Origin of the sequence: Cohnella phaseoli (genome assembly GCF_003386235.1) — a bacterium.
GTDB classification, from domain to species: Bacteria; Bacillota; Bacilli; order Paenibacillales; family Paenibacillaceae; genus Cohnella; species Cohnella phaseoli.
The window spans coordinates 159,209-183,699 of the sequence record NZ_QRDZ01000014.1; the positions used below are offsets into that span (position 1 = coordinate 159,209).

At 52.1% G+C, this 24,491-nt stretch carries 18 protein-coding genes and 1 CRISPR repeat array; of the genes, 11 read left to right on the forward strand and 7 right to left on the reverse strand.

Annotated elements, in window-relative coordinates:
• Nucleotides 1–430 precede the first annotated feature (430 nt).
• Both DFP98_RS39795 and DFP98_RS18455 read left to right on the forward strand, forming a co-directional pair.
• Entirely contained in the window at nucleotides 431–724 is a 294-nt protein-coding gene (locus DFP98_RS39795; protein WP_246016587.1) for a hypothetical protein, read from the forward strand.
• Entirely contained in the window at nucleotides 676–1,992 is a 1,317-nt protein-coding gene (locus DFP98_RS18455) for an alpha-L-rhamnosidase-related protein (RefSeq protein WP_246016588.1), read from the forward strand. The genes DFP98_RS39795 and DFP98_RS18455 overlap by 49 nt, the downstream gene beginning before the upstream one ends.
• On the opposite strand, the gene DFP98_RS18460 is transcribed toward DFP98_RS18455, so the two are convergent.
• Entirely contained in the window at nucleotides 1,980–2,981 is a 1,002-nt protein-coding gene (locus DFP98_RS18460; RefSeq protein ID WP_116062070.1) for an AraC family transcriptional regulator, read from the reverse strand. The genes DFP98_RS18455 and DFP98_RS18460 overlap by 13 nt on opposite strands.
• Nucleotides 2,982–3,625: 644 nt before the next feature.
• Between DFP98_RS18460 and cas3 the strand changes: the two genes are divergently transcribed.
• From cas3 to DFP98_RS18505, 8 genes are all read left to right on the forward strand, one after another.
• Entirely contained in the window at nucleotides 3,626–5,998 is a 2,373-nt protein-coding gene (gene cas3 / locus DFP98_RS18470) for a CRISPR-associated helicase Cas3' (RefSeq protein WP_246016589.1), read from the forward strand.
• Between the two features lie 80 nt (nucleotides 5,999–6,078).
• Nucleotides 6,079–6,798 (forward strand): type I-C CRISPR-associated protein Cas5c, encoded by a 720-nt coding sequence (cas5c, locus tag DFP98_RS18475; RefSeq protein ID WP_116062073.1) that lies wholly within the window; start codon nucleotides 6,079–6,081, stop codon nucleotides 6,796–6,798.
• The gene (gene cas8c, locus DFP98_RS18480) at nucleotides 6,795–8,708 is read left to right on the forward strand and encodes a type I-C CRISPR-associated protein Cas8c/Csd1 (RefSeq protein ID WP_116062074.1); all 1,914 of its coding nucleotides are present in this window, start codon (nucleotides 6,795–6,797) and stop codon (nucleotides 8,706–8,708) included. The genes cas5c and cas8c overlap by 4 nt, the downstream gene beginning before the upstream one ends.
• Nucleotides 8,689–9,552, forward strand: coding sequence for a type I-C CRISPR-associated protein Cas7/Csd2 (cas7c, locus tag DFP98_RS18485; protein ID WP_116062075.1), 864 nt, complete (start codon nucleotides 8,689–8,691; stop codon nucleotides 9,550–9,552). Before cas8c ends, cas7c begins: the two co-directional genes overlap by 20 nt.
• Nucleotides 9,542–10,198: a CRISPR-associated protein Cas4 gene (gene cas4, locus DFP98_RS18490; protein WP_116062076.1), complete on the forward strand. Its 657-nt coding sequence runs from the start codon at nucleotides 9,542–9,544 to the stop codon at nucleotides 10,196–10,198. Before cas7c ends, cas4 begins: the two co-directional genes overlap by 11 nt.
• Nucleotides 10,195–11,226, forward strand: a complete 1,032-nt coding sequence (gene cas1c, locus DFP98_RS18495) for a type I-C CRISPR-associated endonuclease Cas1c (RefSeq protein ID WP_116062077.1) — start codon at nucleotides 10,195–10,197, stop codon at nucleotides 11,224–11,226. The genes cas4 and cas1c overlap by 4 nt, the downstream gene beginning before the upstream one ends.
• A 10-nt stretch (nucleotides 11,227–11,236) precedes the next feature.
• Nucleotides 11,237–11,527: a CRISPR-associated endonuclease Cas2 gene (gene cas2 / locus DFP98_RS18500; RefSeq protein ID WP_116062078.1), complete on the forward strand. Its 291-nt coding sequence runs from the start codon at nucleotides 11,237–11,239 to the stop codon at nucleotides 11,525–11,527.
• Nucleotides 11,528–11,755: 228 nt separating this feature from the next.
• Nucleotides 11,756–16,179: direct repeats of the CRISPR family, unit length 32 nt; unit sequence GTCGCATCCCACGCGGATGCGTGGATTGAAAT.
• Between the two features lie 169 nt (nucleotides 16,180–16,348).
• Nucleotides 16,349–16,924: a Uma2 family endonuclease gene (locus DFP98_RS18505; protein WP_116062079.1), complete on the forward strand. Its 576-nt coding sequence runs from the start codon at nucleotides 16,349–16,351 to the stop codon at nucleotides 16,922–16,924.
• A gap of 145 nt (nucleotides 16,925–17,069) precedes the next feature.
• Here DFP98_RS18505 and DFP98_RS18510 read toward each other — a convergent pair whose 3' ends face one another.
• Entirely contained in the window at nucleotides 17,070–17,288 is a 219-nt protein-coding gene (locus DFP98_RS18510) for a hypothetical protein (protein WP_116062080.1), read from the reverse strand.
• A 217-nt stretch (nucleotides 17,289–17,505) separates the two neighbouring features.
• On the opposite strand from DFP98_RS18510, the gene DFP98_RS18515 reads away from it, so the two are divergent.
• Complete coding sequence (locus tag DFP98_RS18515; RefSeq protein WP_147310230.1) at nucleotides 17,506–17,685, forward strand: hypothetical protein; 180 nt, start codon at nucleotides 17,506–17,508, stop codon at nucleotides 17,683–17,685.
• A gap of 90 nt (nucleotides 17,686–17,775) precedes the next feature.
• Here DFP98_RS18515 and DFP98_RS18520 read toward each other — a convergent pair whose 3' ends face one another.
• From DFP98_RS18520 to DFP98_RS18540, 5 genes are all read right to left on the reverse strand, one after another.
• Complete coding sequence (locus DFP98_RS18520) at nucleotides 17,776–19,050, reverse strand: Gfo/Idh/MocA family protein (RefSeq protein WP_116062083.1); 1,275 nt, start codon at nucleotides 19,048–19,050, stop codon at nucleotides 17,776–17,778.
• Nucleotides 19,051–19,139: 89 nt separating this feature from the next.
• Complete coding sequence (locus DFP98_RS18525) at nucleotides 19,140–20,831, reverse strand: response regulator (protein WP_116062084.1); 1,692 nt, start codon at nucleotides 20,829–20,831, stop codon at nucleotides 19,140–19,142.
• A complete protein-coding gene (locus DFP98_RS18530) occupies nucleotides 20,809–22,578 on the reverse strand; it encodes a sensor histidine kinase (protein ID WP_116062086.1) in 1,770 nt (589 codons plus the stop codon). The genes DFP98_RS18525 and DFP98_RS18530 overlap by 23 nt, the downstream gene beginning before the upstream one ends.
• Before the next feature lie 49 nt (nucleotides 22,579–22,627).
• Nucleotides 22,628–23,512 carry a carbohydrate ABC transporter permease gene (locus DFP98_RS18535; protein WP_116062087.1) on the reverse strand — a complete coding sequence of 295 codons (885 nt, stop codon included), beginning with the start codon at nucleotides 23,510–23,512 and terminating at the stop codon, nucleotides 22,628–22,630.
• Nucleotides 23,513–23,545: 33 nt separating this feature from the next.
• Complete coding sequence (locus tag DFP98_RS18540) at nucleotides 23,546–24,451, reverse strand: ABC transporter permease (protein ID WP_094044549.1); 906 nt, start codon at nucleotides 24,449–24,451, stop codon at nucleotides 23,546–23,548.
• Nucleotides 24,452–24,491 lie beyond the last annotated feature (40 nt).

Sequence of the window (24,491 nt, forward strand, 5' to 3'; positions counted from 1 at the left end):
TCTTTAAGGGCGCGCGGCAGGGGCGATAACCAAAATATTTACTTAACGGGGGGCAGTTCGGGAACTCCTTTTGGAAAAGTATGACGTTTCTGAGTAGGCTATGCTATAATATACTCAGAATGAGATTCATGGTAAAGGAGCCGTGCGGCTAACACGACTCCCCACAACAGCCGCTTTTAAGGGCGGTAGGCTTATAGGAAGTGCGGCAGAAATAGACCGATTCCTTTGCGGGGGGGCGGTCTATTTCCGTTTAAAGGACAGTATCGCAACGATCAGCGAACCGAACATTTGTTAATTGAGCGACGAAAATTGTCGTTCTTTTTTATTGGTCAAATCCGGTCATCGGATAAAAAAACAAGGCGATCGGGCATGTTGCCGGCGGACGAAAAGAGGTAGGGTGGAGGAAACGTTACGATGGAGGTCGAGGATCATGTCGGATCAAGCCGAATTTCAAGCGGCTCAGACGACGATTGTGCGCAATGAACGGTTCATTCGGATTGCAGATGAGCTTAAGCCCGAATTTTATAGCGAGGAGGTCGAACCAGCTCAGCTTGCGAGAGTCGAAGCCGACGATACGGCGATGCACGGATGGCGTGCGGTGCGCGATGCGGAGATCGGCTCGCTTGAGAGCCGGGAGCTCGGGAAGGGGCAGTCGGCGATCACCGCGTCGGATACTTGTCGTTCGAGGTTAGGCCGGCCGGCAGTCCTCCGGATGCGCCGCTGAAGCTGAGACTGACGTTCGGAGAGATGCCGGTCGAGATGGCGGTGCCGTTCGCAAGCTACGACGGCTCGCTCAGCAGCTCGTGGCTGCAGGAGGAGACGCTGTACGTGGACGTACTCCCGGGAAAAGTGAGTTTGCCGCGGCGCTACAGCTTCCGGTATGTGAAGCTCGAAGTGCTGGACACTTCCCCCAAGTATCGCGTAAGCTTTTTTAATCTGAAATGCATGACCGTTACTTCGGCGGACAGAGCGAACGTTATCCCGTTCGATCATGTCGATCCGCTGCTGCGGGACATCGACCGGATCAGCGTGAGAACGTTGGAGGATTGCACGCAGGATGTATTCGAGGACGGACCGAAGCGGGACCGCCGATTGTGGCTGGGCGACTTGCGCTTGCAAGCGCTGGCGAATTACGCGACGTTCCGCAACGACGCGCTCGTCAAGCGTTGCCTGTATCTGTTCGCCGGGGTGTCCGACGAACGCGGGCGGGTGTCCGCCAATCTTTTCATTGCGCCGGAGCTGATCGCGGACGATACGTATCTGTTCGACTACTCGTTGTTTTTCACTGTAACCCTGTACGATTATTATGAAGCGACCGGGGAGAGGGATACGTTGCAAGAGCTATGGCCGACTGCCCGCCGTCAAGTGGAGCTGGCGTTGGAGCAGCTGGACGACAGCGGTATCGTGCGGGACGAGGAAACGTGGTGGTCGTTCATCGATTGGCATGAATCGCTAAATAAGCAAGCCCCGTCGCATGCCGTGCTTATTTATGCGCTGAAACGCGCTATTCGTTTGGCCGAGGCGGTCGAATGCGATAGCATCGGCGAATTAGAACGCTGTCTTGCCGACGCGCGGCGGACGGCGCTGGACTTGCTGTGGGATGCGAAGCAGGGCTTCTTCGTCAGTGGGGAAGGACGTCAGGTATCCTGGGCCGCGCAAATCTGGATGGCACTTGCCGAAGTTCTGCCGTCGGAAGAGAACAGAACGCTGATGCGGCGCTTGCTGAGCACGAAGCCGGATATCGCACCGACGACGCCATACATGTACCATCATCTCGCGGAGGCGCTTCTTGTTGTCGGCTTGAAGGACGAGGCGGTGGACCTCGTCAAGCAATACTGGGGAGGCATGCTGAAGAACGGGGCCGATACGTTCTGGGAGCTGTACGATCCGGGCAATCCGGACTTCTCTCCATACGGCAGCCCCCTGATCAACAGCTATTGCCATGCCTGGAGCTGTACGCCGACTTACCTGATCCGCCGTTACGGATTATAAGGCCCCGAGCGTGGAGCGTTGCGGAAATCATGGGGCGTCCGGCCGAAGCGGGCTTTGAACTTCCGGTAGAAAAATCCAAGGCTTTCGTACCCGCACTGTCTGGCGACCTCATCGACGCTTGCGTCGGTTTCCATGAGCAGCCGAGCTGCCCGGTTCAGCCGCTGTCGCTGCACCCAATCCGTGTAGGTGAGGCCCGTTCGGCTTTTCAACAGGCTGCCCAAGTATTTGGGACTGAAGTGGAAGCGTTCGGCCAGCTCGGCCAGCGTGCAGCTTCCCGGATTTTCTTCCATATAGAGCAGCACATCCCGGATCACCCCTTGAGGAAGCGACGGCTCCGGCTCATAGTTGAGATCAAGGTCGTAGATACGCATCAGCTCGATGAGCAAAATAGGCACGCAGTGACGCAGTAGATCGGCGGAATGTCCGTCCGGGTCGAAAAATTCGCACATCATATCGCGCATCAGACCGTGCAGCTTCGCATATGGTCCGGGACGAAATACGATGTATCTTCCGTGCCGCTGCCGCTCGGACAGGGCATGGGCGATAAAGCTTGCGACCGCTCCTCCTTCGGGCATGCGGTCCGGGTAAGCGGATGCGAGCGCCTCCTTGCGCAGCAGCAGGTTCACAAGGATATCGTTCTCTTCCAACGGCGCGATGCCATGCGGCACATTGCGATCCATTAAGCAGGCGTCGCCCTGGCGCAGCGTCACCTGCCGGCCGTCGATCCGCTGCTCGCACGAACCGGAGTACATATAGTTCAATTCGATAAAATCGTGCTTATGGACGGGCATGACGGCGAATCGGTGATGCTTGTGTACGGACACCGAATCGTTTCCGAAAAAATACTTGCCCTGCATGCGGGGAATTCCGTCGGGCTCGTCTGCAAGCTCTCCGCCGTCGAAGTCGTTGACATTCTCGCGCGTACGGAGCTGAATGCGTTCGACCGCATCCAGGCCTCGAAGCAGCTCCTCCAATTGAAGATGGTTCATGCTCAACCCTACTTTTTTGAATATTGATCAAAATATAACATATGCGGGGCGGGATTGCTTCAATTCGTCCCCCCGGGGATCGGTATCCATTCAGTGTGACGGCAACGTTGCAAAAATGCGGCTGGTGATTTACACTTAAATCATAAAAAAGAACGGTGCGCCAACACCGTTCTCCCGCACAACGCTTGAGTGGGAAGCCTCCGAGCAAAGAAAAGAAATTTGAGTATGACAGAAAATAACCTGCCCCCTTGGCGCTAACCTTAGGGCAGGTTATTTTCGTTTTAGGTAAGTTAGTAGGGCTAAGAGGAACATTCCTAGTCCGATAACTTCTAAAAGCGAAAACGACATATACATCACCTCCTGCTGGAGGTATGTATTTCCTACCCAAGGCGGTTGTACATGGAAAATTATATCATAAAAACATCCTCGTAAAAAATGTCGAACTGCATCCATCCGTGCTCCTCCTGTTTTTGTATTAATCCTCCATGAATCTTAAGTCCTATGAATATTTTCATGCGAAATAAAGGAATTTTAGGGATTTTTGTTGAATATAGGGATATACGTCTCAACAAAAGTGAGAAGGTGATCCCTTGGTCGCAGAATATGTCGCACATGTACGAGCCGGCGATGGAGCAAGTCAAAGTGTGAAGGGGCACTTGCTGGAGGTCCGGCAATTGGCGGAAGGGTTCGGAGAGAAGATTGGAGTTAAGCATATTGCCGGTCTAGCGGGAGTACTTCACGATCTGGGCAAATATACGCAGGAGTTTCAGCAATATTTGGAGGAAGCAGTGAGCAACCCTGATACTCCTCCGAAGCGAGGAAGCGTCGATCACGCCACGGCGGGAGGGAAATTGCTGTACGAGAGACTGCATTCGGGTCAGCAGGATCGTTATCCGTGGATTTTGGCCGAAGTGGTGGGGAATACGATTATTTCTCATCATGCGTATCTTCACGATTTTCTGAATGAAAGTCTGGAATCGGATTATTTGCGTCGCGTTCGCGATAAAGAGCTGTGTGAATTTGAAGAAGCCAAGGGGCGGTTTTTCGAAGAAGTAATGGGCGAAGCGGAGTTTAGGCAATACGTCTCAAAGGCTGTTGAAGAATTGGAGGCATATCTGACCCGGTCATCCTCGGAAAGCAATGAAAGCAAGCTGATGTTTCTCGCAAAATATGTGTTCAGCGCCTTGATCGACGCCGATCGTTCCAATACGAGAGCTTTCGAGGAGGATCAGTCGCCGGAGCCGGAAGAGGATCGAAAGGCTCTGTTCAGCGCGTATTACGATAAATTGATGGAGAGAATAGCCGGCTATGCCCAGCATGAAGATGCGGATTCGTCGATCAATCGATTGCGAAGAGAGATGTCGGAGCAATGCGAACGGTTTGGGGCAAGGCCGTCCGGCATTTATACGTTGTCAATTCCGACAGGCGGCGGCAAAACGTTAGCCAGTCTGCGTTATGCCCTGCGGCATGCGATAGATTACGGGATGAAGCGAATCATCTATATTGTGCCTTTTACGACGATTATTGAACAGAATGCTGCCGAGGTGCGTAGCATTCTGGGAGACGATGGGAACCTGCTGGAGCACCATTCCAATGTCGCTCAAGACGACGATGAGGACGAGGAAGAAGACGGTAGAATCACGGTTCGGCAGAAGCTCAAGCTGGCGAAAGACAACTGGGATTCGCCGATTATTTTTTCAACGATGGTGCAGTTTCTGGACATTTTCTATGCCAAAGGGAGCAGGAGCATACGCAGGCTGCACAATTTGAGCGAAGCGGTCATTATTTTCGATGAAGTACAGAAGGTTCCGGTCAAATGCGTTTCCTTGTTTAATCACGCGCTTAATTTCTTGAAAACGTATGGGAAATCCAGTCTGATTCTGTGTACGGCAACGCAGCCCGCACTGGACTTCGTCGAACGCAAGCTGGATGTGAGTGAAGATAGAGAGATGGTTGAGCGTCTGGATCGGGTCGTTGATGCTTTCAAACGGGTGGAGATCATCGATCGAGCGACAGAAGAGGTGTATGACAGCGACAAGCTAGCAGATTTCGTTGCGGAGAAAATCGGTGAAGTTCAGAGCGTACTGGTCATTTTGAATACGAAGACGGTGGTCAAAAGATTATTCGGATTGTTGGAGGGAAGCGACGTACCGGTGTTCCATTTGAGCACTTCGATGTGTGCCGCGCACCGCAAACAGATTCTGGATCAGGTGAAGGAGCATCTGTCCAACGAGGACAAAGTCATCTGCATTAGTACACAGTTAATTGAAGCGGGGGTGGATGTCAGCTTTGACTGCGTCATTCGTTCGCTTGCCGGGCTGGATTCCATTGCTCAAGCGGCCGGAAGATGTAACCGCCATGGGAAGCGGGGCATACAGAATGTGTACGTGATTGATCATGCCGAAGAGAATTTGAGCCGGCTGCCGGAAATCGAAGTAGGGAAGAGGATTACACGGAAAATTTTGACGGACCTCAAGCTCGACTCTAGCAAATATAGCGGACAGATTTTGTCGGTGGGGGCGATGGAACGATATTTTAAGGAGTTCTACAAGGCATTTGAGTCCAGCTTGAACTATTCGGTTCGTAAGCTTCAGAAGAATATGGTCGAGCTGCTGATGACGGATAGAAATAGAAACTCCTATAACCTTGAGTATAGAGGAAGTAAGGGGCAGTCTTTGCCGTTGTTTATCGTCAACAGCTACCGAACCGCAGCCGAGTATTTTGAAGTGATCGAGAGCATGACGACATCGGTTCTGGCTCCCTACGGGGACGAAGGTAAAGAACTGATTGCCGAGTTGAACGGAGCGGGAACAATCGAGAATCTGTCGCAGCTCTTGCGCAAAGCCCAGCAATATTCGGTTAACGTGTTCAAATACGAGTTGGACAAGCTGGCGCAAAATGACGGCCTGGTCAGCCTGCTGGATGGGAAGGTATGGGCGCTACGAGCGGGGGCATACCATCAGAAGTTCGGGCTGGATGCGGAGAATGATAGTGGATTTGATCTCGGGATATTTTAGAACGAAAACATTAACATTTGAACATATTCCATATATTATGTAGAATTTAATTGTCAGAATAGTGAGAAAGGAGGGGGATTATGAGAAACGCAGTAGAATTTGTCGTTCACGGCAAATACGCTCTATTCACCGACCCGCTAACAAAGCTTGGGGGCGAAAAGCTTTCCTATCAAGTGCCAACCTACCAAGCCATTAAGGGAGTGCTGGAATCGGTTTACTGGAAGCCCACCTTGCTCATGATCGTGGATGAAATCCGGGTGATGAAAGCGATCCGAATGGAGTCGAAGGGCATTCGACCAATGGAGTACGGCGGAGGCAACACGCTAGCCAACTACACGTACTTGAAGGACGTGGAGTACCAGGTACGGGCGCACTTCGAGTTCAACCTGAACCGTCCGGACATGGCTTACGACCGGAATGAACATAAGCATCACAACATCCTGAAGAGGGCTTTGCATGTGGGAGGACGCCGGGATATTTTCCTGGGCTCCAGGGAGTGTCAGGGTTATGTGGAACCTTGCACATTCGGAGAAGGAGAGAGCTTCTATGATGGCTACGGCGACATCCACCTCGGCACGATGGTTCATGGCCTTAACTATCCCGACGAGACAGGCAGAGATCAAATGGAAGTCCGTTTGTGGAGCCCGGTCATGAAGAACGGCATTATCCAATTTATCCGGCCTGAACAGTGTCCCCAGGTGCGAACGATCGCGAATATGCTGCCCAAGCGCTTCGATCCAGCTCAAGTCGAATCGGCGGACGAGTTGCTTGCACAATTGGAAGTGGGGGGGAATCCATGAGTTGGCTGTTAAACCTGTATCAAACCTATGAGTCCAATCTGGACCTCGTCGGCAAAATCGAGAAAAAATCATACAACGATCAGGAATTTACGCTGCTGCCGATCTCCCATACAACGCAAAATGCGCACATTGAGGTGCAAATTACTCCGGACGGAGAGTTCCACTCTGCAGAGGTGATCGATAAAAGCGATGCCAGCACGTTAATTCCCTGTACCGAAGATTCCGCAAGCCGCGCCGGAGCGAAGGTGGCCCCCTATCCGCTGCACGATAAACTGAGCTATGTTGCAGGCGATTTTGTCACCTACGGAGGGGAAATCAAGAAGGAAGATCCCTTCGCAGCGTATATCAAGCAGTTGGGAGAGTGGGTGGAATCCCCTTATGCCATTCCTAAAGTGGTCAGTATCTACCGCTATTTGCGCAGAGGCAGGCTAATCGAGGATTTGGTGAAGCACCGGGTTTTGTATGCAGATGCGAATAACCGACTGCTCGACAAGTGGGAGCAGGAGGGTGTGAAGCCCCCTATTTTCTCCGTAATGGTTGGCGGTCCAGAGGGCTTGTTCGTTCGGTTTAACGTCCGTTCGGACGATGATTTTAACGTCGTGTGGAAAGACCCGGAAATGTACGATTCTTTCATTCAATACTACGGCAGTCGGTTGGGCGACGAGGACTTGTGCTATGTGACGGGGCGGCGGCAGCCGGGAACGGACAAGCATGCGAATAAAATCCGCAACGCAGGCGATAAAGCGAAGCTGATCTCAGCCAACGATACGAGCGGGTTTACATTCCGGGGACGATTCGCTTTGAGCCGGGAAGCAGCGAGTATCAGCTACGAGGTGTCCCAGAAGGCTCACAATGCGCTGAAGTGGCTGATTAATCGCCAAGGCAAAATTATTGACGGACGCGTGTTTCTCGTCTGGGGAAATACCGAACTGGATCAGCCGGGGATGACCGAGGATTCGTTCTCGCTCGCGCCGGAAACCGCACAGGTTAAGGAAAGAATATCATACACCTATCTCGAGTATGCGAGGGAAGTCGCCAAGGCGCTCGACGGGTATCGGAGCCGGATTGCGAAGGAGTCTGGCGAGAACGTCAATATTCTGATTTTGGACTCGGCGACAACGGGACGTATGGCTGTACTCTATTACCGCAATATGGACAAGCAGTTGTACATCGATCGGCTGGTCAAGTGGCATTCCACGCATGCCTGGCTGCATCGTTACCGTAAAAATGAGGCGGGAGAGTTCATTCAGTTTTACGGGGCACCGGCACCGAGGGATATTGCTTTTGCGGCGTATGGGCCGCGTGCGGACGATAAGATTGTCAAAGGGCTGGTGGAGCGCATCTTCCCGTGCATTGCGGATGAGCGCAAAGTTCCCGAGGACATTATCGGAAGCGCAATTCATAGAGCCTCCAATCCGGTTGCGCTCGACAACTGGGAATGGGAGAAAACGTTAAGCATCGCCTGTGCTCTGATTAATGGGGAGGAGGAATTAAACGTGGCATTAGACGAGGGCAACAATCACCGGGATTACTTGTTTGGCCGTTTGCTGGCTGTTGCCGATGTACTTGAAAGGCGAGCATTAGGCTCGGAGGAAACTCGTGCGACCAATGCGATTCGTTATATGAACGCTTTTGCCAGACATCCGGAGAGAACCTGGAGCACGATTCAGTCCTGCTTGCAGCCTTATCAGGCTCGACTGGGTACGAAGGGGACTTATCTGTCGAAAATTATAGATGAAGTGGCTTCAAGGATTCAGATCGCCGATTTCAATAACAGGCCGTTGTCCGGGCTTTATTTGTTAGGCTTCTATAGTCAGCGGCATGAACTCTATCAGAAGAAGGACAATCCAGAGGGCAGCGGAAACATCCAAATAAGAGGGAGAGATCGAGATGACGATTTTGGATCATAAAATCGATTTTGCAGTTGTTCTGTCCGTAACGAAAGCGAACCCGAACGGAGACCCGCTGAACGGCAATCGCCCACGGCAAAATTACGACGGCTATGGCGAGATTTCGGACGTTGCGATCAAGCGAAAAATCCGTAACCGGCTTCAGGATATGGGGGAAGCGATTTTCGTGCAGTCCAACGATCGGAAGTCAGATGCCTATGGCAGCTTGAGAGAGCGGGCCGACGCTAACGCCGAACTGGAGAAGATTTTGAAATCGAAGTCGGCGTCCAATGACGAGTTTGCCAGAATCGCTTGTCTGGAATGGCTGGACGTTCGCAGCTTCGGCCAAGTCTTCGCTTTCAAAGCGGATAAGGGCGGTTCCAGTGTATCCGTTGGCGTTAGAGGCCCCGTGTCGATCCATACGGCGACAAGCCTGGACCCGATCGATATTACGAGCACGCAGATTACGAAGAGCGTCAATTCCGAGCCCGGCAAGGAGAGGGGCTCCGATACGATGGGGATGAAGCATAGGGTCGATTTGGGAGTCTACGTTTTCTACGGAAGTATCAACACGCAGTTGGCTGAGAAAACAGGTTTTACGAACGAAGATGCCGAGAGGATCAAGCAAGCGCTGATCACCTTGTTCGAGAATGATGCATCCTCGGCCAGACCGGAAGGGAGCATGGAAGTTCACAAAGTATACTGGTGGGAGCATCGCTCCAAAATGGGCCAATTTTCATCCGCGAAGGTTCACCGTTCCCTGTCTTGGGAGAAGCTGTCCGAGGAGCCAAAAGGATTCACCGACTACGAGTTTAAGGTGCAAACGCTGGAAGGGCTAACTATCGAGATGATCGATGGACAATAAAGAAGACGATTATTTGATGCTGTCGGGCATTCAGCATTTTCAGTTTTGCAAACGGCAGTGGGCTTTCATTCATATCGAGCAGCAATGGGAGGAAAATGTTCGAACGATTGAGGGCCAGCACTTGCACCGGAAGGCGGATCAGCCGTTCACGCGGGAGAAGCGGGGAGATCGGTTGATCGTTCGGGCGATGCCGGTCAAATCGAATCAGTTGCAAATTTCGGGCATCTGCGATGTAGTCGAGTTTATCCGCGATGATCGCGGCGTGGAGATTGCGGGTACGGAAGGGAAATTTCTCGCGTATCCGGTGGAGTACAAGCGGGGCCGGCCGAAATCGAAGGATGAAGATATTTTGCAACTGGCGGCACAAGCGATCTGTCTGGAGGAAATGCTGCTCAGTCCCGTCGATACCGGCTACTTGTTTTACAACGAAATCAAGCAAAGAGTCGAAGTTCCGCTAACGATCGAAGTCAAGGAGAAGGTGAAATCGGTCTTTGCGGAAATGCAGGATTACTATCAACGACGATATACGCCGAAGGTGGCAACCGGTTCCTTCTGCCGAAGCTGCTCCCTCGAATCGATCTGCCTGCCGGAATTGATGAACAAACGAACGGTAAAAAGCTATGTCGAAGGGAAAATCAGAGAATGAAAAAGCTGCTTAATTCTTTGTTTGTAACCCAGCCGGACGTTTATTTATCGCTGGACGGCGACAATATCGTGCTGCAGAAGGAGCAGGAGAAGCTGGGCAGAGTGCCGCTGCATAATCTGGAGTCGGTTGTTTCGTTTGGATATACCGGCGCCAGCCCTGCCCTGATGGGATACTGTGCGGAGCGCAATATTTCCCTGGTGTTTCTCACCATGAACGGTCGATTCCTCGCCCGCGTTATTGGGGAAAGCCGAGGCAACGTCGTTCTGCGGAAGAAGCAGTATCGAGTGTCGGAGGACGAGACGCAATCTGCGCATATCGCGCGTAATTTTATCGTCGGCAAGATCTACAACCAGAAGTGGATGATTGAAAGAGCGACCCGGGATTATCCGATGCGCGTGGATGTGGAGAAGTTCAAGGAGGTTTCCCAACAGCTTTCCGCTATTATTCTGGAGGTCAGAGCCTGCGAGGATTTGGAAAGATTGCGGGGATTGGAAGGACAAGCCGCGATCAGCTACAACAAGCTGTTGGATCAGATGATTCTTCAGCAGAAGGAAGACTTTTATTTTCACATTCGTTCCCGGCGCCCTCCTCTCGATAACGTCAATGCGATGCTGTCGTTTGCTTACACACTCTTGGCCAACGATGTGGCATCTGCGCTGGAAGGTGTCGGTCTGGACGCTTATGTTGGGTTTCTGCACCGTGATCGCCCGGGTCGAGCTTCCTTGGCTTTGGATGTTATGGAAGAACTGAGAGGCGTCTATGCGGACAAATTCGTTCTTACTCTCATTAATAAGCGTATGGTGAGCAAGGACGATTTCCTGAAAAAAGAAAACGGCGCCGTCATCATGAAGGATGAAGCAAGGAGAAGCTTCCTGAGTGAATGGCAGAACAAGAAGCAGGAGAAAATCACACACCCGTATCTGGGGGAGAAAATCTCATGGGGACTGCTGCCTCATGTGCAGTCATTGTTGCTGGCGAGGTATTTACGAGGGGACCTGGATGAGTATCCGCCTTTCTTATGGAAGTAGGTGAATCGGTATGCTTGTACTCATTACGTACGATGTCAGCACCGTGAGCAGCGCCGGACAGCGTAGGCTGCGGCAGGTTTCGAAAGCCTGCTTGTCTTATGGCCAGCGCGTTCAAAACTCTGTCTTCGAGTGTATCGTAGACGCTGCACAGTTTACGACATTAAAGCTTAAGCTCATTGATCTTATCGACGAGGAGACGGACAGCCTCAGATTCTATCAATTGGGTAACAACTACAAGAGCAAAGTGGAGCACGTCGGAGCCAAACAGTCTCTCGATTTAGAGGGCCCTTTGATTTTCTGACAGATGGGGTTGGCGGGGAGTCTATGCTTCTCTTGGTGCTACAATCGGTGCGAATCTCTGGTGCGAATGTGAGGCTCACATGATTTCCCCGGGGGATTCGCACCAGAAAACAGTTAATTTATTGGAATTTAATTTAATTTTCTGAGTGATTATCTGTGAATTAAGTTGATTTACGTGATTTGAAGCAAGAAAATAGGCTGTTTTCGCCTTTTTGTGCTCAAAATCGCTGTCGCATCCCACGCGGATGCGTGGATTGAAATTTGAAAGAGATTACCATAGAGCACCTCGTCAAGTGTCGCATCCCACGCGGATGCGTGGATTGAAATCGCGATGTGCCTTTCCACATGCTCCTTGTCGGAGTCGCATCCCACGCGGATGCGTGGATTGAAATCTATCCGTACTGATCTTTCCATTTAGAATTAAACGTCGCATCCCACGCGGATGCGTGGATTGAAATAACTGCTGATGCGGAGATTTATCGTAACCTCGCCGTCGCATCCCACGCGGATGCGTGGATTGAAATAACCAACACCTAATGAGCAGTTAATAGAGTTAGGTCGCATCCCACGCGGATGCGTGGATTGAAATCTCAATAGGTGATGTTAAATCCAACATCGATAAGTCGCATCCCACGCGGATGCGTGGATTGAAATTTATCCCATGCCTCATAGGTCGGGTCGGTAAGCGTCGCATCCCACGCGGATGCGTGGATTGAAATTTTTTGTCCGGTAGGCATATCCGCCTCCCCCTCCGTCGCATCCCACGCGGATGCGTGGATTGAAATAAAATCCGCAGCGCGCGGAATTATCTATTTTTTGTCGCATCCCACGCGGATGCGTGGATTGAAATCTTATCATCCCACGCGTTACACACGAGGAGGAAGTCGCATCCCACGCGGATGCGTGGATTGAAATACGATCGAGCGGGTATGGTGCAGGAATCACTACGTCGCATCCCACGCGGATGCGTGGATTGAAATAAAAACAGAGGTTGAACTGACCACGAAAGGAGAAGTCGCATCCCACGCGGATGCGTGGATTGAAATCCGCTCCGGTTGATTAAAGGCAGTTGCAGGGACGTCGCATCCCACGCGGATGCGTGGATTGAAATCCTGTAACAAGATAAACAGTAGCAGTCGCAGATAGTCGCATCCCACGCGGATGCGTGGATTGAAATGTTCTCGATGTCGGCTTTCCCAAGGCTGTCAAGAGTCGCATCCCACGCGGATGCGTGGATTGAAATATTACCCGAATTGGGCAAACCGGATATGGCGGAGTCGCATCCCACGCGGATGCGTGGATTGAAATGCAGACTGGAAACGGAAGACGCCGGACGAGATCGTCGCATCCCACGCGGATGCGTGGATTGAAATTCAATTAGATAATTTACTTTACTTTTTTGGCATTGTCGCATCCCACGCGGATGCGTGGATTGAAATACTTAATGATGATACTCTTCCCTTTCCAACAGTGTCGCATCCCACGCGGATGCGTGGATTGAAATTACTTCACGCATGATTGGATCTCCTGAAACGTCCGTCGCATCCCACGCGGATGCGTGGATTGAAATCTTCCTACGCAAAAGAAAAAGCCGCCTATTGGCGGTCGCATCCCACGCGGATGCGTGGATTGAAATTAATAAGTACCGAAACAGGGCCGGGGAGCTTTTGTCGCATCCCACGCGGATGCGTGGATTGAAATCTTTTCCGGAAAATCTGTTGCCGAGGACATTCTGTCGCATCCCACGCGGATGCGTGGATTGAAATTACAGCAATGGCTCGTTGGAGCCATACTGATGCGTCGCATCCCACGCGGATGCGTGGATTGAAATTGGAACTTAATATGAAAGAGAAAAAAGAAGCAATGTCGCATCCCACGCGGATGCGTGGATTGAAATCATTTAACTAGATTGTAGTATCACATTTCACCGGTCGCATCCCACGCGGATGCGTGGATTGAAATGCGTTAACATCGGCGGCGGCTCGTCCCCTTCCAAGGTCGCATCCCACGCGGATGCGTGGATTGAAATGGGTCTGGCAAGTCCCCGATCGCATCCCGTAAAAGTCGCATCCCACGCGGATGCGTGGATTGAAATTCCGCCTTAACGAATCATCAGCCTGATGTATAGTCGCATCCCACGCGGATGCGTGGATTGAAATATGTATTCCGTGTTGAACGCTTTAGATCCGTTAGTCGCATCCCACGCGGATGCGTGGATTGAAATTTTTACTTAACTAGATTGTAGCATCACATCTCAGTCGCATCCCACGCGGATGCGTGGATTGAAATTCTCGAGCAGTCTCTCAGGACGAGACGACGAAGCGGTCGCATCCCACGCGGATGCGTGGATTGAAATGATCTGCCGACGGATCTCTTGCTCGAGATGCTGGTCGCATCCCACGCGGATGCGTGGATTGAAATTTCGGCTCCCGCACCCACTTTGGCGTGTTTTTGACGTCGCATCCCACGCGGATGCGTGGATTGAAATATCTTGGACGTACTCAAGAGCGGCAGCAAGGTCAGTCGCATCCCACGCGGATGCGTGGATTGAAATTTGCGCTCTGTAAGCGGCAACGTCCGCAGATCCGTCGCATCCCACGCGGATGCGTGGATTGAAATTTTGGCCGTTTGATAACGGGCTTTCCCTCGTTAGTCGCATCCCACGCGGATGCGTGGATTGAAATTGTGGAGGCGGTCGTCATGGAGGAGTTCTTGATCGTCGCATCCCACGCGGATGCGTGGATTGAAATTTCCGGCTTGTCCACACCTTCCATTGGATTATTGTCGCATCCCACGCGGATGCGTGGATTGAAATTGCCTCTTGTCGACGGTATCCCAGCTGCCTGCACGTCGCATCCCACGCGGATGCGTGGATTGAAATTAACCGAAGATAAACTCCACATTCCCCGGCTGTAGTCGCATCCCACGCGGATGCGTGGATTGAAATTATCGGCAAAAACTATTAGAGATTATCGGCCAGGTCGCATCCCACGCGGATGCGTGGATTGAAATCAGACCTACGGCCTGGTGTGGTTAAGCGGGGGGAGTCGCATCCCACGCGGATGCGTGGATTGAAATCGGGGCTGTCACAGCATCCGTGGAGGACTGGGAGGTCGCATCCCACGCGGATGCGTGGATTGAAATGGGTCAACATCGGCGGCAGCTCCCCGTCCAAGGGGTCGCATCCCACGCGGATGCGTGGATTGAAATGATTACGCCTTGAAGCACGATCGCCTTTTCCATGTCGCATCCCACGCGGATGCGTGGATTGAAATTACAAAGTGCTTTGAACTTTTTCAAGGAATCGGGAGTCGCATCCCACGCGGATGCGTGGATTGAAATTATCTCAAGTTTCACGAATGGGGGACGACTAAAGTCGCATCCCACGCGGATGCGTGGATTGAAATCTAAATACATTATCACACAAGATGGTTTCTCTTTGTCGCATCCCACGCGGATGCGTGGATTGAAATGTACTCAGTTTCAACGTCACCAACGTCCAAAATGAGTCGCATCCCACGCGGATGCGTGGATTGAAATCGAAATAAACTCTCCATCCTTGTACAATCGGTAGTCGCATCCCACGCGGATGCGTGGATTGAAATTTAAAACGAGAGCAGCTTACAGCGTTGAGGAGAAGTCGCATCCCACGCGGATGCGTGGATTGAAATGACCTAGCTCCCGCAGTATCTTGTGCTGAACCACGTCGCATCCCACGCGGATGCGTGGATTGAAATGTTATAGCTGATTTCAATTACGCCCTCATTGTTGTCGCATCCCACGCGGATGCGTGGATTGAAATCTGACGCCGGTCTCCCGGTCCGCTCCCCTGAGTTGTCGCATCCCACGCGGATGCGTGGATTGAAATAGTTCAAACGAGGAGGGAAAGGCGATGGCAGGACGTCGCATCCCACGCGGATGCGTGGATTGAAATTAAGCGTTCAAGACGCGCTAACCTTCGGTCAGAGTCGCATCCCACGCGGATGCGTGGATTGAAATACAACCCCCGTAAGAGGGCAGGAAGCTCTTAAAGTCGCATCCCACGCGGATGCGTGGATTGAAATTCTATTAACTGCTCATTAGGTTGGGTCATGGGAGTCGCATCCCACGCGGATGCGTGGATTGAAATACATATGACGGAACGACAAGCGCCAACTCTGTAAGTCGCATCCCACGCGGATGCGTGGATTGAAATCAATTCATGATGTTAAAAAGGGCGTTTATCAGGGTCGCATCCCACGCGGATGCGTGGATTGAAATTTTTGTTCCGCCCTTGACATTAATAAGCCAATCAGTCGCATCCCACGCGGATGCGTGGATTGAAATCGCCGACTTGTTCCTGACGTTTCCGACGGCCGTCGTCGCATCCCACGCGGATGCGTGGATTGAAATGTTGAGAACAAGCTCGATATCTGGACGGCGATAGTCGCATCCCACGCGGATGCGTGGATTGAAATTTCGTCTCGGCCAGTGTCAATGACGAACACGTAAGTCGCATCCCACGCGGATGCGTGGATTGAAATACCTGGTCTACGTCACACGCACCAGGTACAGCGGTCGCATCCCACGCGGATGCGTGGATTGAAATTACGAAAAGGAGAGGTTAAGATGAGCTTACAGGGTCGCAACCCACGCGGATGCGTGGATTGAAATCTACAATGGAACGTCTTCGCTTAGAGGAAGATGAGAGTGCCCCAATGCCATCGGCGTTACTGATCGCCGAAATAGCATAAGATAAATTGAGAGAAGTAACGGACTATGAAGCCATAGACTGGGAATAATACCGTGGGTGTTGAATTTCTACAAAAGGGAGGCGATTTGGATGGCAATGGACGATCGGCTTTTTAAACAGCGTTCTGAAATGATTAATGGTGTAACCATTATGATGTCACCGCGTCCAGTCGTTAACCATAATAAGATCATCGTAAATTTGTCTATATTATTTGGTGTTTATTTGAAAGGGAAAAGGTGTATCAATCTTTCTGACGGCGTGGATGTTCATCTGGATGAACAAAATAGGGTCGTACCGGATAGCATGATTATCTGTAACCGAGATATCATCAAACGAGATGGCGTATATGGCGCACCTGATTTAATCGTTGAAGTACTTTCACCGTCTACAGCACGTAGGGATAGAGGCGACAAAAAGATACTATACGAACAGCATGGCGTACAAGAGTACTGGATTATCAGCCCGGATGAAAAGTCTGTTGAAGTTTATCTATTGAAAGACGGCAAATATGAATTAGATGATGTTTATACCGTTATTCCCGATGGAGATTGGGAGGAGATGACTGAAGAAGAAAAATCAGAAGTTGCCCTCAATCTCAAAGTGTCGCTTTATGATGATTTCATTATCAACGTTAAAGACGTATTCGAAAATGTTATTACTTACTAACGAACCAAACCGCGTTCATCAAAACTATGCCCGATTGTGCAAAGGATTGTGTTAACACCCTGATGAGTTTGATCCGCTAGGTTTTTTTACGTTGGCAAACGCGAGGCTCATGCAATTGCGCATAAGCCTCCTCGATTTACACACATTAGAACAACTTCTTAATAGAACCGAGCATGTCGCCGGCCTTATCGGCGGTCAGCTTCGCTTTAACGCCGTCGATGAGCGCATTGATCTGGGCGTCCGGAAGGTCGATTCCGATCACAGATTCAACGGCTTTTACGGGATCGCTCATGAACTTGGAAGAGAAATCCTTGTCGGCTTTGACGCGCTCTACGATCTCTTCGATTTTTCCCTTGATATCCATCGGGTATCCTCCTAATATCTTATTCTCTAACGCCTCTATTATAAGCCTATAGAATGCAAGCCGGAATGGAGCAACATTCCAAATACGACATGAAAATACCCCTTACGAGGTATAGAGAAAATCAAGAAGTTGCTTTATGTTGTTTATGCAGCAACTCAGCAACTAATCGCGGTACGTCGCGGAGTGTATTTATTCGAGAGAGGCTTAGGTGGGCAACATGTTCAATGCTTTTATCGTGTTCCTCAGTGTCATGATTCTTGGGGCGATTATTTTCGGAACGGCCTTCACAGCTACGTCGGGGTTCAGTACGAGGTTTATCAAATGGTATTTCGGTATCTTTTTTATATTGGGCATCGTCGCTGCGATTCTTACTTTAGTCGGAGTTATTCAACTCTAAGGTATCGATCGGCAGATGAAACTTCCAAAATGAACTCTAGAAAGAGCCGATCCGCAGCTTTGGCGATGGATCGGCTCTCTTCCTTCCGTATTAAGCCAGCACGACTTCCGTCCGATACAGATCCGCCAGCTTGACCGCCATTCCGTCGTTCAGTCGCGAATGCTCGGAGGCGAAGGCCATCAGATGGCTTTGCAGGGAGGCGGTCGCCGATGTCAGGCCCTGCGACGGATTGCTGTCGAAGCCGCGCACGCCGCGCAGGAACGAAGCGACCATGCGCTCGTCGCCGCCACCGTGTCCGTCGCCTTCCACATTGCACCGAATCTCGACCTGCTCGCCGGTCACATATCTGTACAACGTAAAAGCACCCTTGTCCATGTCGCCGATAATCTCGCCCTGCGTGCCCATAATCTGAACCCGGCGCGTACCGCTTTGCGTCAAGCCGGACATAATGAACGAGGCGTTCGCTCCATTCTCGAAGACCAGGTTGACGACCTGATGGTCGACGACGTTGTTGTCGCAGCGATACACGCACCGACCGAACGGTCCTTCCCGCAGCGCGGTCAGGATGCCTTCCTGCGACAGATCGTTCGTCATATAGCGCGCCCACGGATGATGCGGCGGCTGGATGTACATTTTCAACGCGGAGAAGGCGCACTCTCGTTCTACCTCGCAGCCGTCGATGCAGCGCGCGGTCGAGCCTGCCGGAGCGTTCTCCTCGCGGAAGTGCAGCAGCGAGCCGAACGAGCTGACGCCGGTGCAGGGCTGATCCATTAGCCAGGAGATAATGTCCAGATCGTGGCAGGACTTGGCCAGAATCATCGGGCTCGTCTCCGCGGAGTTGCGCCAATTGCCGCGCACGTAGCTGTGAGTCATATGCGGATAGCCGACATTTTCGGTGAGCTGAATCGTGCCGATGGTGCCGAGCTCTCCGTCCGCGATGCATTTCTTGATGCCCGACCAGAACGGAGAATAACGCAGCACGTGCGTCACGGCGAGCAGCCGCCTATACTTATGCGAGGCACGCTCCAGCCGAATGCATTCCTCTAAGGAAGGCGACATTGGCTTCTCCAGCATCACGTGATAGCCCAGCTCCATCGCCGTCATCGCAGGCACGTAGTGCATTCTGTCCAAGGTGCAAATGATCATTATATCGGCTATGCGGCCTTGCTCGAACGCCTTCTCCCAAGAGTCGTACACCCGGTCCGGGGCGATGCCGTGAATAACCGCAAACTTCGTTCTGCGTTCCTCGTCCGGCTCGGCTACGGCCACGAATTTTAACTCGTTCGGAAATTTTTCCGCATACGGTCCGTAAATATACCTTCCTCTACTCCCTGCGCCGAGCAGTACCGCCGTCAATTGTCTCATACCCATCCTCCTCGTACGCTTTACGTACTCCAATTGTAAGGGGGACGCACGGGAGGCAAAAGAGATCGTTGCTTACATTCCATATACATTTATTGACCTTGCTCGGTCGGTTGGGAACGCATGGAACGAAAATCCTGCGGCGTCATATCGTTCTGCTTCTTGAAGAAGCGGATAAATGCCAGCGCCGAATTGTAGCCGAGCGCCGCAGCCACCTCGTTTACCTTCATCGCCGTGTTCAGCAGCATTTCCTTCGCCTTCAGATTCCGGTAATCGTTCACGTATTTCGACAGCCCGACTCCCGTAATTTGCTTATAAAGTCTGGACAGATAGGAGGGATTCAGGCTTACGTAATCCGCCAGCGCCGTTAAGGAGATATCGGTGGCAATATTCTCTTCGATAAAGCTGTGTACCTTGTTCACGACTTCGGCCGGCAGCTCCGTGCAGCGTTGGGCGTTCCATTCGAAGAAGCAATCGGCCATCTGCCGATAGTACTGAACGAGCTCCGACCAGGAGATCGACTCGTCGTATCGGAACAGCTTGTCGAGATCAAGCAGCGTATTGACGTATTCGCCGACATCCCGATTCTGGTGAATGAAGAACAGGAAAACCGCCGAGAGGGAGTGGTACAGTTCGATTTTCCGCTCTTGCGGCGCCGTCTGATCGTTCCACACTTCCGTAAGCTCGATGAAGAGCTGATCGAATTGCTCGCGATGATTGTTCTCCAGACAGCTCATCAGCAGTTGAACCCGGGCGTGGTAGAAGCTGTCGCGCGGCACTCCGGCGGACTCGGCGGACGGGCTCCGCGGCACATCCTTATCGGTAAGAATAACTTCGTTAAACAAGCCGTGACCGAGACTCAAAGCGTATTTATTCGTGTGAAAATGATCCGACAGTGACGACCAGTCCGTCGTCTCGCTCGCCAGCAGGAAGGAGACCGACAGTCCGAGCAGCTTCCGGCAGTTGGCCTGCACCGATTCCAGAATGCCGCTCACATAACGGTGGGCTTTAAGCCATTCCGCGCTGCCCGGATCGCAAGAGAGCTCAACGGGCCCGCTTGAGGCTTTCGGCTGGATCAGCCAGACGACCTTGGACAGCTCGAAGACGACGGAGAAGCATCTGACCTGCGCCGACAGCATCTCATCCCCTATGTTCTGCATGGCGTAGCAGAGCAGCGCTTTGTCCGGGGCCGTAAACGTTTCTTTCCACGCATCCAGCCTTCCGATAAGAAGGTAGGCGGGCAAGGAAGCGTCAAGCGGGATGTCCAGCTCCCGAAACATTCGATCGAGCTGGCTTTCCGTGGCATGCTTGCCCAGAAACAATCCCCACATGTACTCCTTCTGAAGAGAAGGCAGCGCCTGCCTCATCTTGGACTGCGCCCGGACGATCATGTTTGCCTGATCCTGTTCCTCTTCGATTTTGACGACAGCCCGCTGTACCGCCTGCACGATTTTGTCGTCGCTCTCGACCTTCAGAATATAATCGAAGCCGCCGTACGTCAGCGCACTCTTGGCGTATTCGAAGTCATTGTAGCCGGTCAGGAAAATGACCTTGCAGGCCGGCCACTGGGATTTGATCTCCCGAAGCAGCTCAATGCCTTCTATGCCCGGCATCTTGATATCGGACAGCACGATATCGATGCGCTGGCTGGAGAGCACCTCCAGCGCTTCTTCTCCCGAATAGGCGGTCACCGTCTCGAGCGCCAGATGCTCGTTCAGCTCGAACAGCTCCACTAGGCCGTCCACAATAAGCGGAAGATCGTCAACGATCAGCAGTCTGTACATGCTCGTTCCCCCTCTGGCTCGCGCATAGTTGAATTCCGACCCGCAGCCCGCCAAGCTCCGAGCGCGCTACGGACAGGCCGTACTCTTCTCCGTATCTCAATTGAATCCGGCGGTGGACGTTCAGCAGGCCGGTCGTCTCCTCGATCCGGCTCGTGGAATGCCGCAGCTTCTTGCGCAGCAGCTCGATTTCTTCGTCCGTGATATTTTGTCCGTTGTCCTCTACATAGATCGTAAATTCGTCGCCTCTAAGCTCGGTATGCACCCACAGCTCTCCCGGAAGAAGCATATTGCCGAGCGCATGCTTGTAAGCATTCTCGATAATCGGCTGCAAAATCAGTCTCGGCACCGAGATAGGGGGGACGTCGCCGTCGAACCCAACCTCGATACGGTCCCCGTAGCAGATCGTCTGCATTTTGACGTAAGTCCGGGAATGCTCCATCTCCTGCGTCAACGGGATCTCGTCTTCGTCGTTGCGTGTAATGAATTGGAAGTATTGTCCGATATACAGGCAAAATTGATACGCCTTCTCCTTATGCTTGTCGGATTTGATCAGCCGGCATAGCACGAAGAAGCAGTTGTACAGAAAATGAGGATTAATCTGCGACTGCAGCCGCTTCAGCTCGGAGCGCTGGTTGCGGATTTGCTGCTCGTAGTTTTCCTCGATTAGCTTTTTCAGCGAGCTTATCGTGTCGTTAAAAGCTTGGTACAAATAACCGAATTCGTCGGCTCCGCGATTGATTTGAATGGGCTCCAGTCGATTCTGTTGCACGCGGCGGAAAGAGTGAACCAGTTTCATCAGCGGCCGATAAATCAGGCGCAGCAGGAAATAAGTAAAGAACAGCACAATGGCGGCTGCAAGCGCGCAAGCCCACCAGAACAATGTCCGGTACATCTGCAAAGAGCCAAGAATCATCTCCTCCGGAATACAGGTGACCGAATAGGCGTTCCATAGGGCGGAATATTTGTAGACGGCGAGCAGCCGCTTGCCCTGATGAACGATCGTGTCATAGCCTTCTTTGGAAAGCGTTTCCTGCTGAGCCGACACGAAGGCTGCGACCTGACCCAGCAGCTCGTCGTCCATGCCGGTGTCGATATGCCAACCGCGATTCAGGTTCAGCAGGACGCTGTGGCCTCCGCGGTTGCCGCCGATTTGCGCCAGCGTGTCCCTGATTTTGGTAGCGGACAGCTCGACTCCGACGACATACAGCGGGCTTCGCGACGTGTTGACGGGATACTGCATCGTGATAAAAAAGCGATTGTTCCAGTAGATAAACGCTTCGTCATAAGACTTGGCGCTAGTCTGCATCGAGGCGTACTCCTGTTCATCCAGATGGGTTTCGAAGTTATTGCTTAGCACGGTGCGGTTAATGAGCGGGATGTAGGCCTTGGCCTCCCGAATGTACGGGCTGGAGTTCTTCATCAGCTCAAGCCTGCTCTGGATGTCCAGAATTTTGCTTGAACGCTCGTAAGAGCTCATCTCTTTCCCTGTCGTCGCAACCTCCATCAAATCCTGATCCATCACGTAGTTGGGCAGATAGCGGCTGATCCGATCGGCTTCCTGGTCCAGGGAATCCATATAGAAGCGGGTCGTATTCAGCACCGACTCGGAAATTTCGCTACGGATGTTGGCCGATCCCCGTTCGTTGATCATCCAGGTAATCGCCAGCATAGGCAAAAGGGCTGCCAGGAAGGCAGCCATAATTTTCTTGAATATGGACGATTCGTGCATGGAGAATAAGGTTTTCATCGCTCGAGCTCCCGGGTTTGCTGTCGCCAAGTTGTGAGTCACTCCGATCTTATTCTTTTACGCTTCCCATGACAATGCCTTTAATGAAAAAGCGCTGAAGGAAAGGATAAACGATCAGAATGGGGAACGCCGCCACGAAGATTTGCGCCGCTCGGCTTGTGCGGTCGGACAGCTTGACCATCAACTCGGCTTGTTCCGCCTTGATAAAGCGGAAATCCATCTTGATGATGACCGTCTGAAGGAACGTCTGCAGCGGGTAATTCTCGGTATGGTTCATGTATAGCATGCCGTCAAACCAGCTGTTCCAATGTCCGACGACCGTGAACAGTCCCGTTGTGGCCAGAGCCGGCAGGGAGAGGGGAACGTAAATTTTCCACAGCGTCTTAAAATGTCCGGCGCCGTCGATTCGCGACGATTCCTCCAGCTCCTTGGGCAGGTTGCGGTAGAAGTTCAGCAGCAAGATGACGTTGAACACCGGGATCGCGGTTGGAAGCACGAGCGCCCACATCGTGTCGATCATTCCGAGATTTTTGACGGTCAAATAGGTCGGAATCAGTCCGCCGCTGAACAAAATGGTAAACACGAACACCCATGCGTAAAACGTTCTGAGCCGGAACTGGCGGGGGTCCTTGGACAGCGGATAAGCGGTGACGATCATAAGCGCCATGCTTAGGGCAGTTCCGAGCAGCACGCGTTGGATCGATACCCAGAAGGCGCGGAGGTATTCGGGCTTGCCGAACACGTTGTCGTAAGCGGCGGTCGTGAAGTCGACCGGCCACAGGGACACTTTGCCGGCCGCCGCCGCGGCTCCGGAGCTGAACGAAATGGCCAGAATATGCATAATAGGCATCAGGCAGAGGAAGGAGATCAGAAACAGGAACGTGAAGTTTCCCGCAATAAAAACTCTTCTGCCGAGCGAACGGTCAGTAATCATGGTAAGTCTCCCTTCTGAACGGCGGGCGGATCATTAGAAAATACGGTAATTCGCCAGTCGGTAGGCTAGGACGTAGGACAGCGACACGAACAGAAACGAGACGATCGATTTCAGCAGGCCTACGGCTGTAGCAAACCCGAACTGCGCTTGCTGCACGCCCATACGATAGACGAAGGTGTCGATGATGTCCGCGCTTTCGTAGACGGGAGGGCTGTACAGGTTAAAAATCTGTTCAAAGCCGGCGTTAAGCACGTTGCCGATGTTGAGCGTCAGCATCAGCACGATAATCGGCATCATGCCGGGGAGCGTGACGTAGAACGTCTGCTTGATCCGCCCGGCGCCGTCCATGGCGGCCGCTTCGTATAGAGAAGGGTTAATGCTGGTTAACGCGGCTAAGTAAACGATCGTGCCGAAACCGAACTCCTTCCATACATCCGATGCCACCATAACGTACGGGAACCAGTCGTTGCTTCCCAGGAAGAAAATCGGTTTGACTCCGAACCATCCGAGCACTTGATTGAAAATGCCGGAGGAGGGGGACAGGATATCGACGAGTATTCCGCTCAGCAAAACCCAAGACATAAAATGAGGCAAGTAGACGAGCGTCTGGAAAGTCCGTTTGATCCATTCCCGGCGCAGCTCGTTAAGAAGAATCGCTATCGTAATCGGCACGAACAGTCCGGCCGCTATTTTCATGACCGCAATAAACATCGTATTGAAGAAAATGCGCCCGATATCCGGGTAATCGATCAGCAGTTGGAAGTTTTTCATGCCGATGAAAGGGGAACCGAACAAGCCTTTGTTAGGCACGTATTTCTGAAAAGCCATGATGATGCCCGCCATCGGGACGTAGCTGAACAGCAGCACCAGGAAAAGGCCCGGAATCAGCATAAAATGCAGCGGCCATTCCCTCTTCCATATCCTCGTTAGTCCATTCATGCCATTCACCTCGATGTTAAGCTGGAGCCGGGCCGTCAAC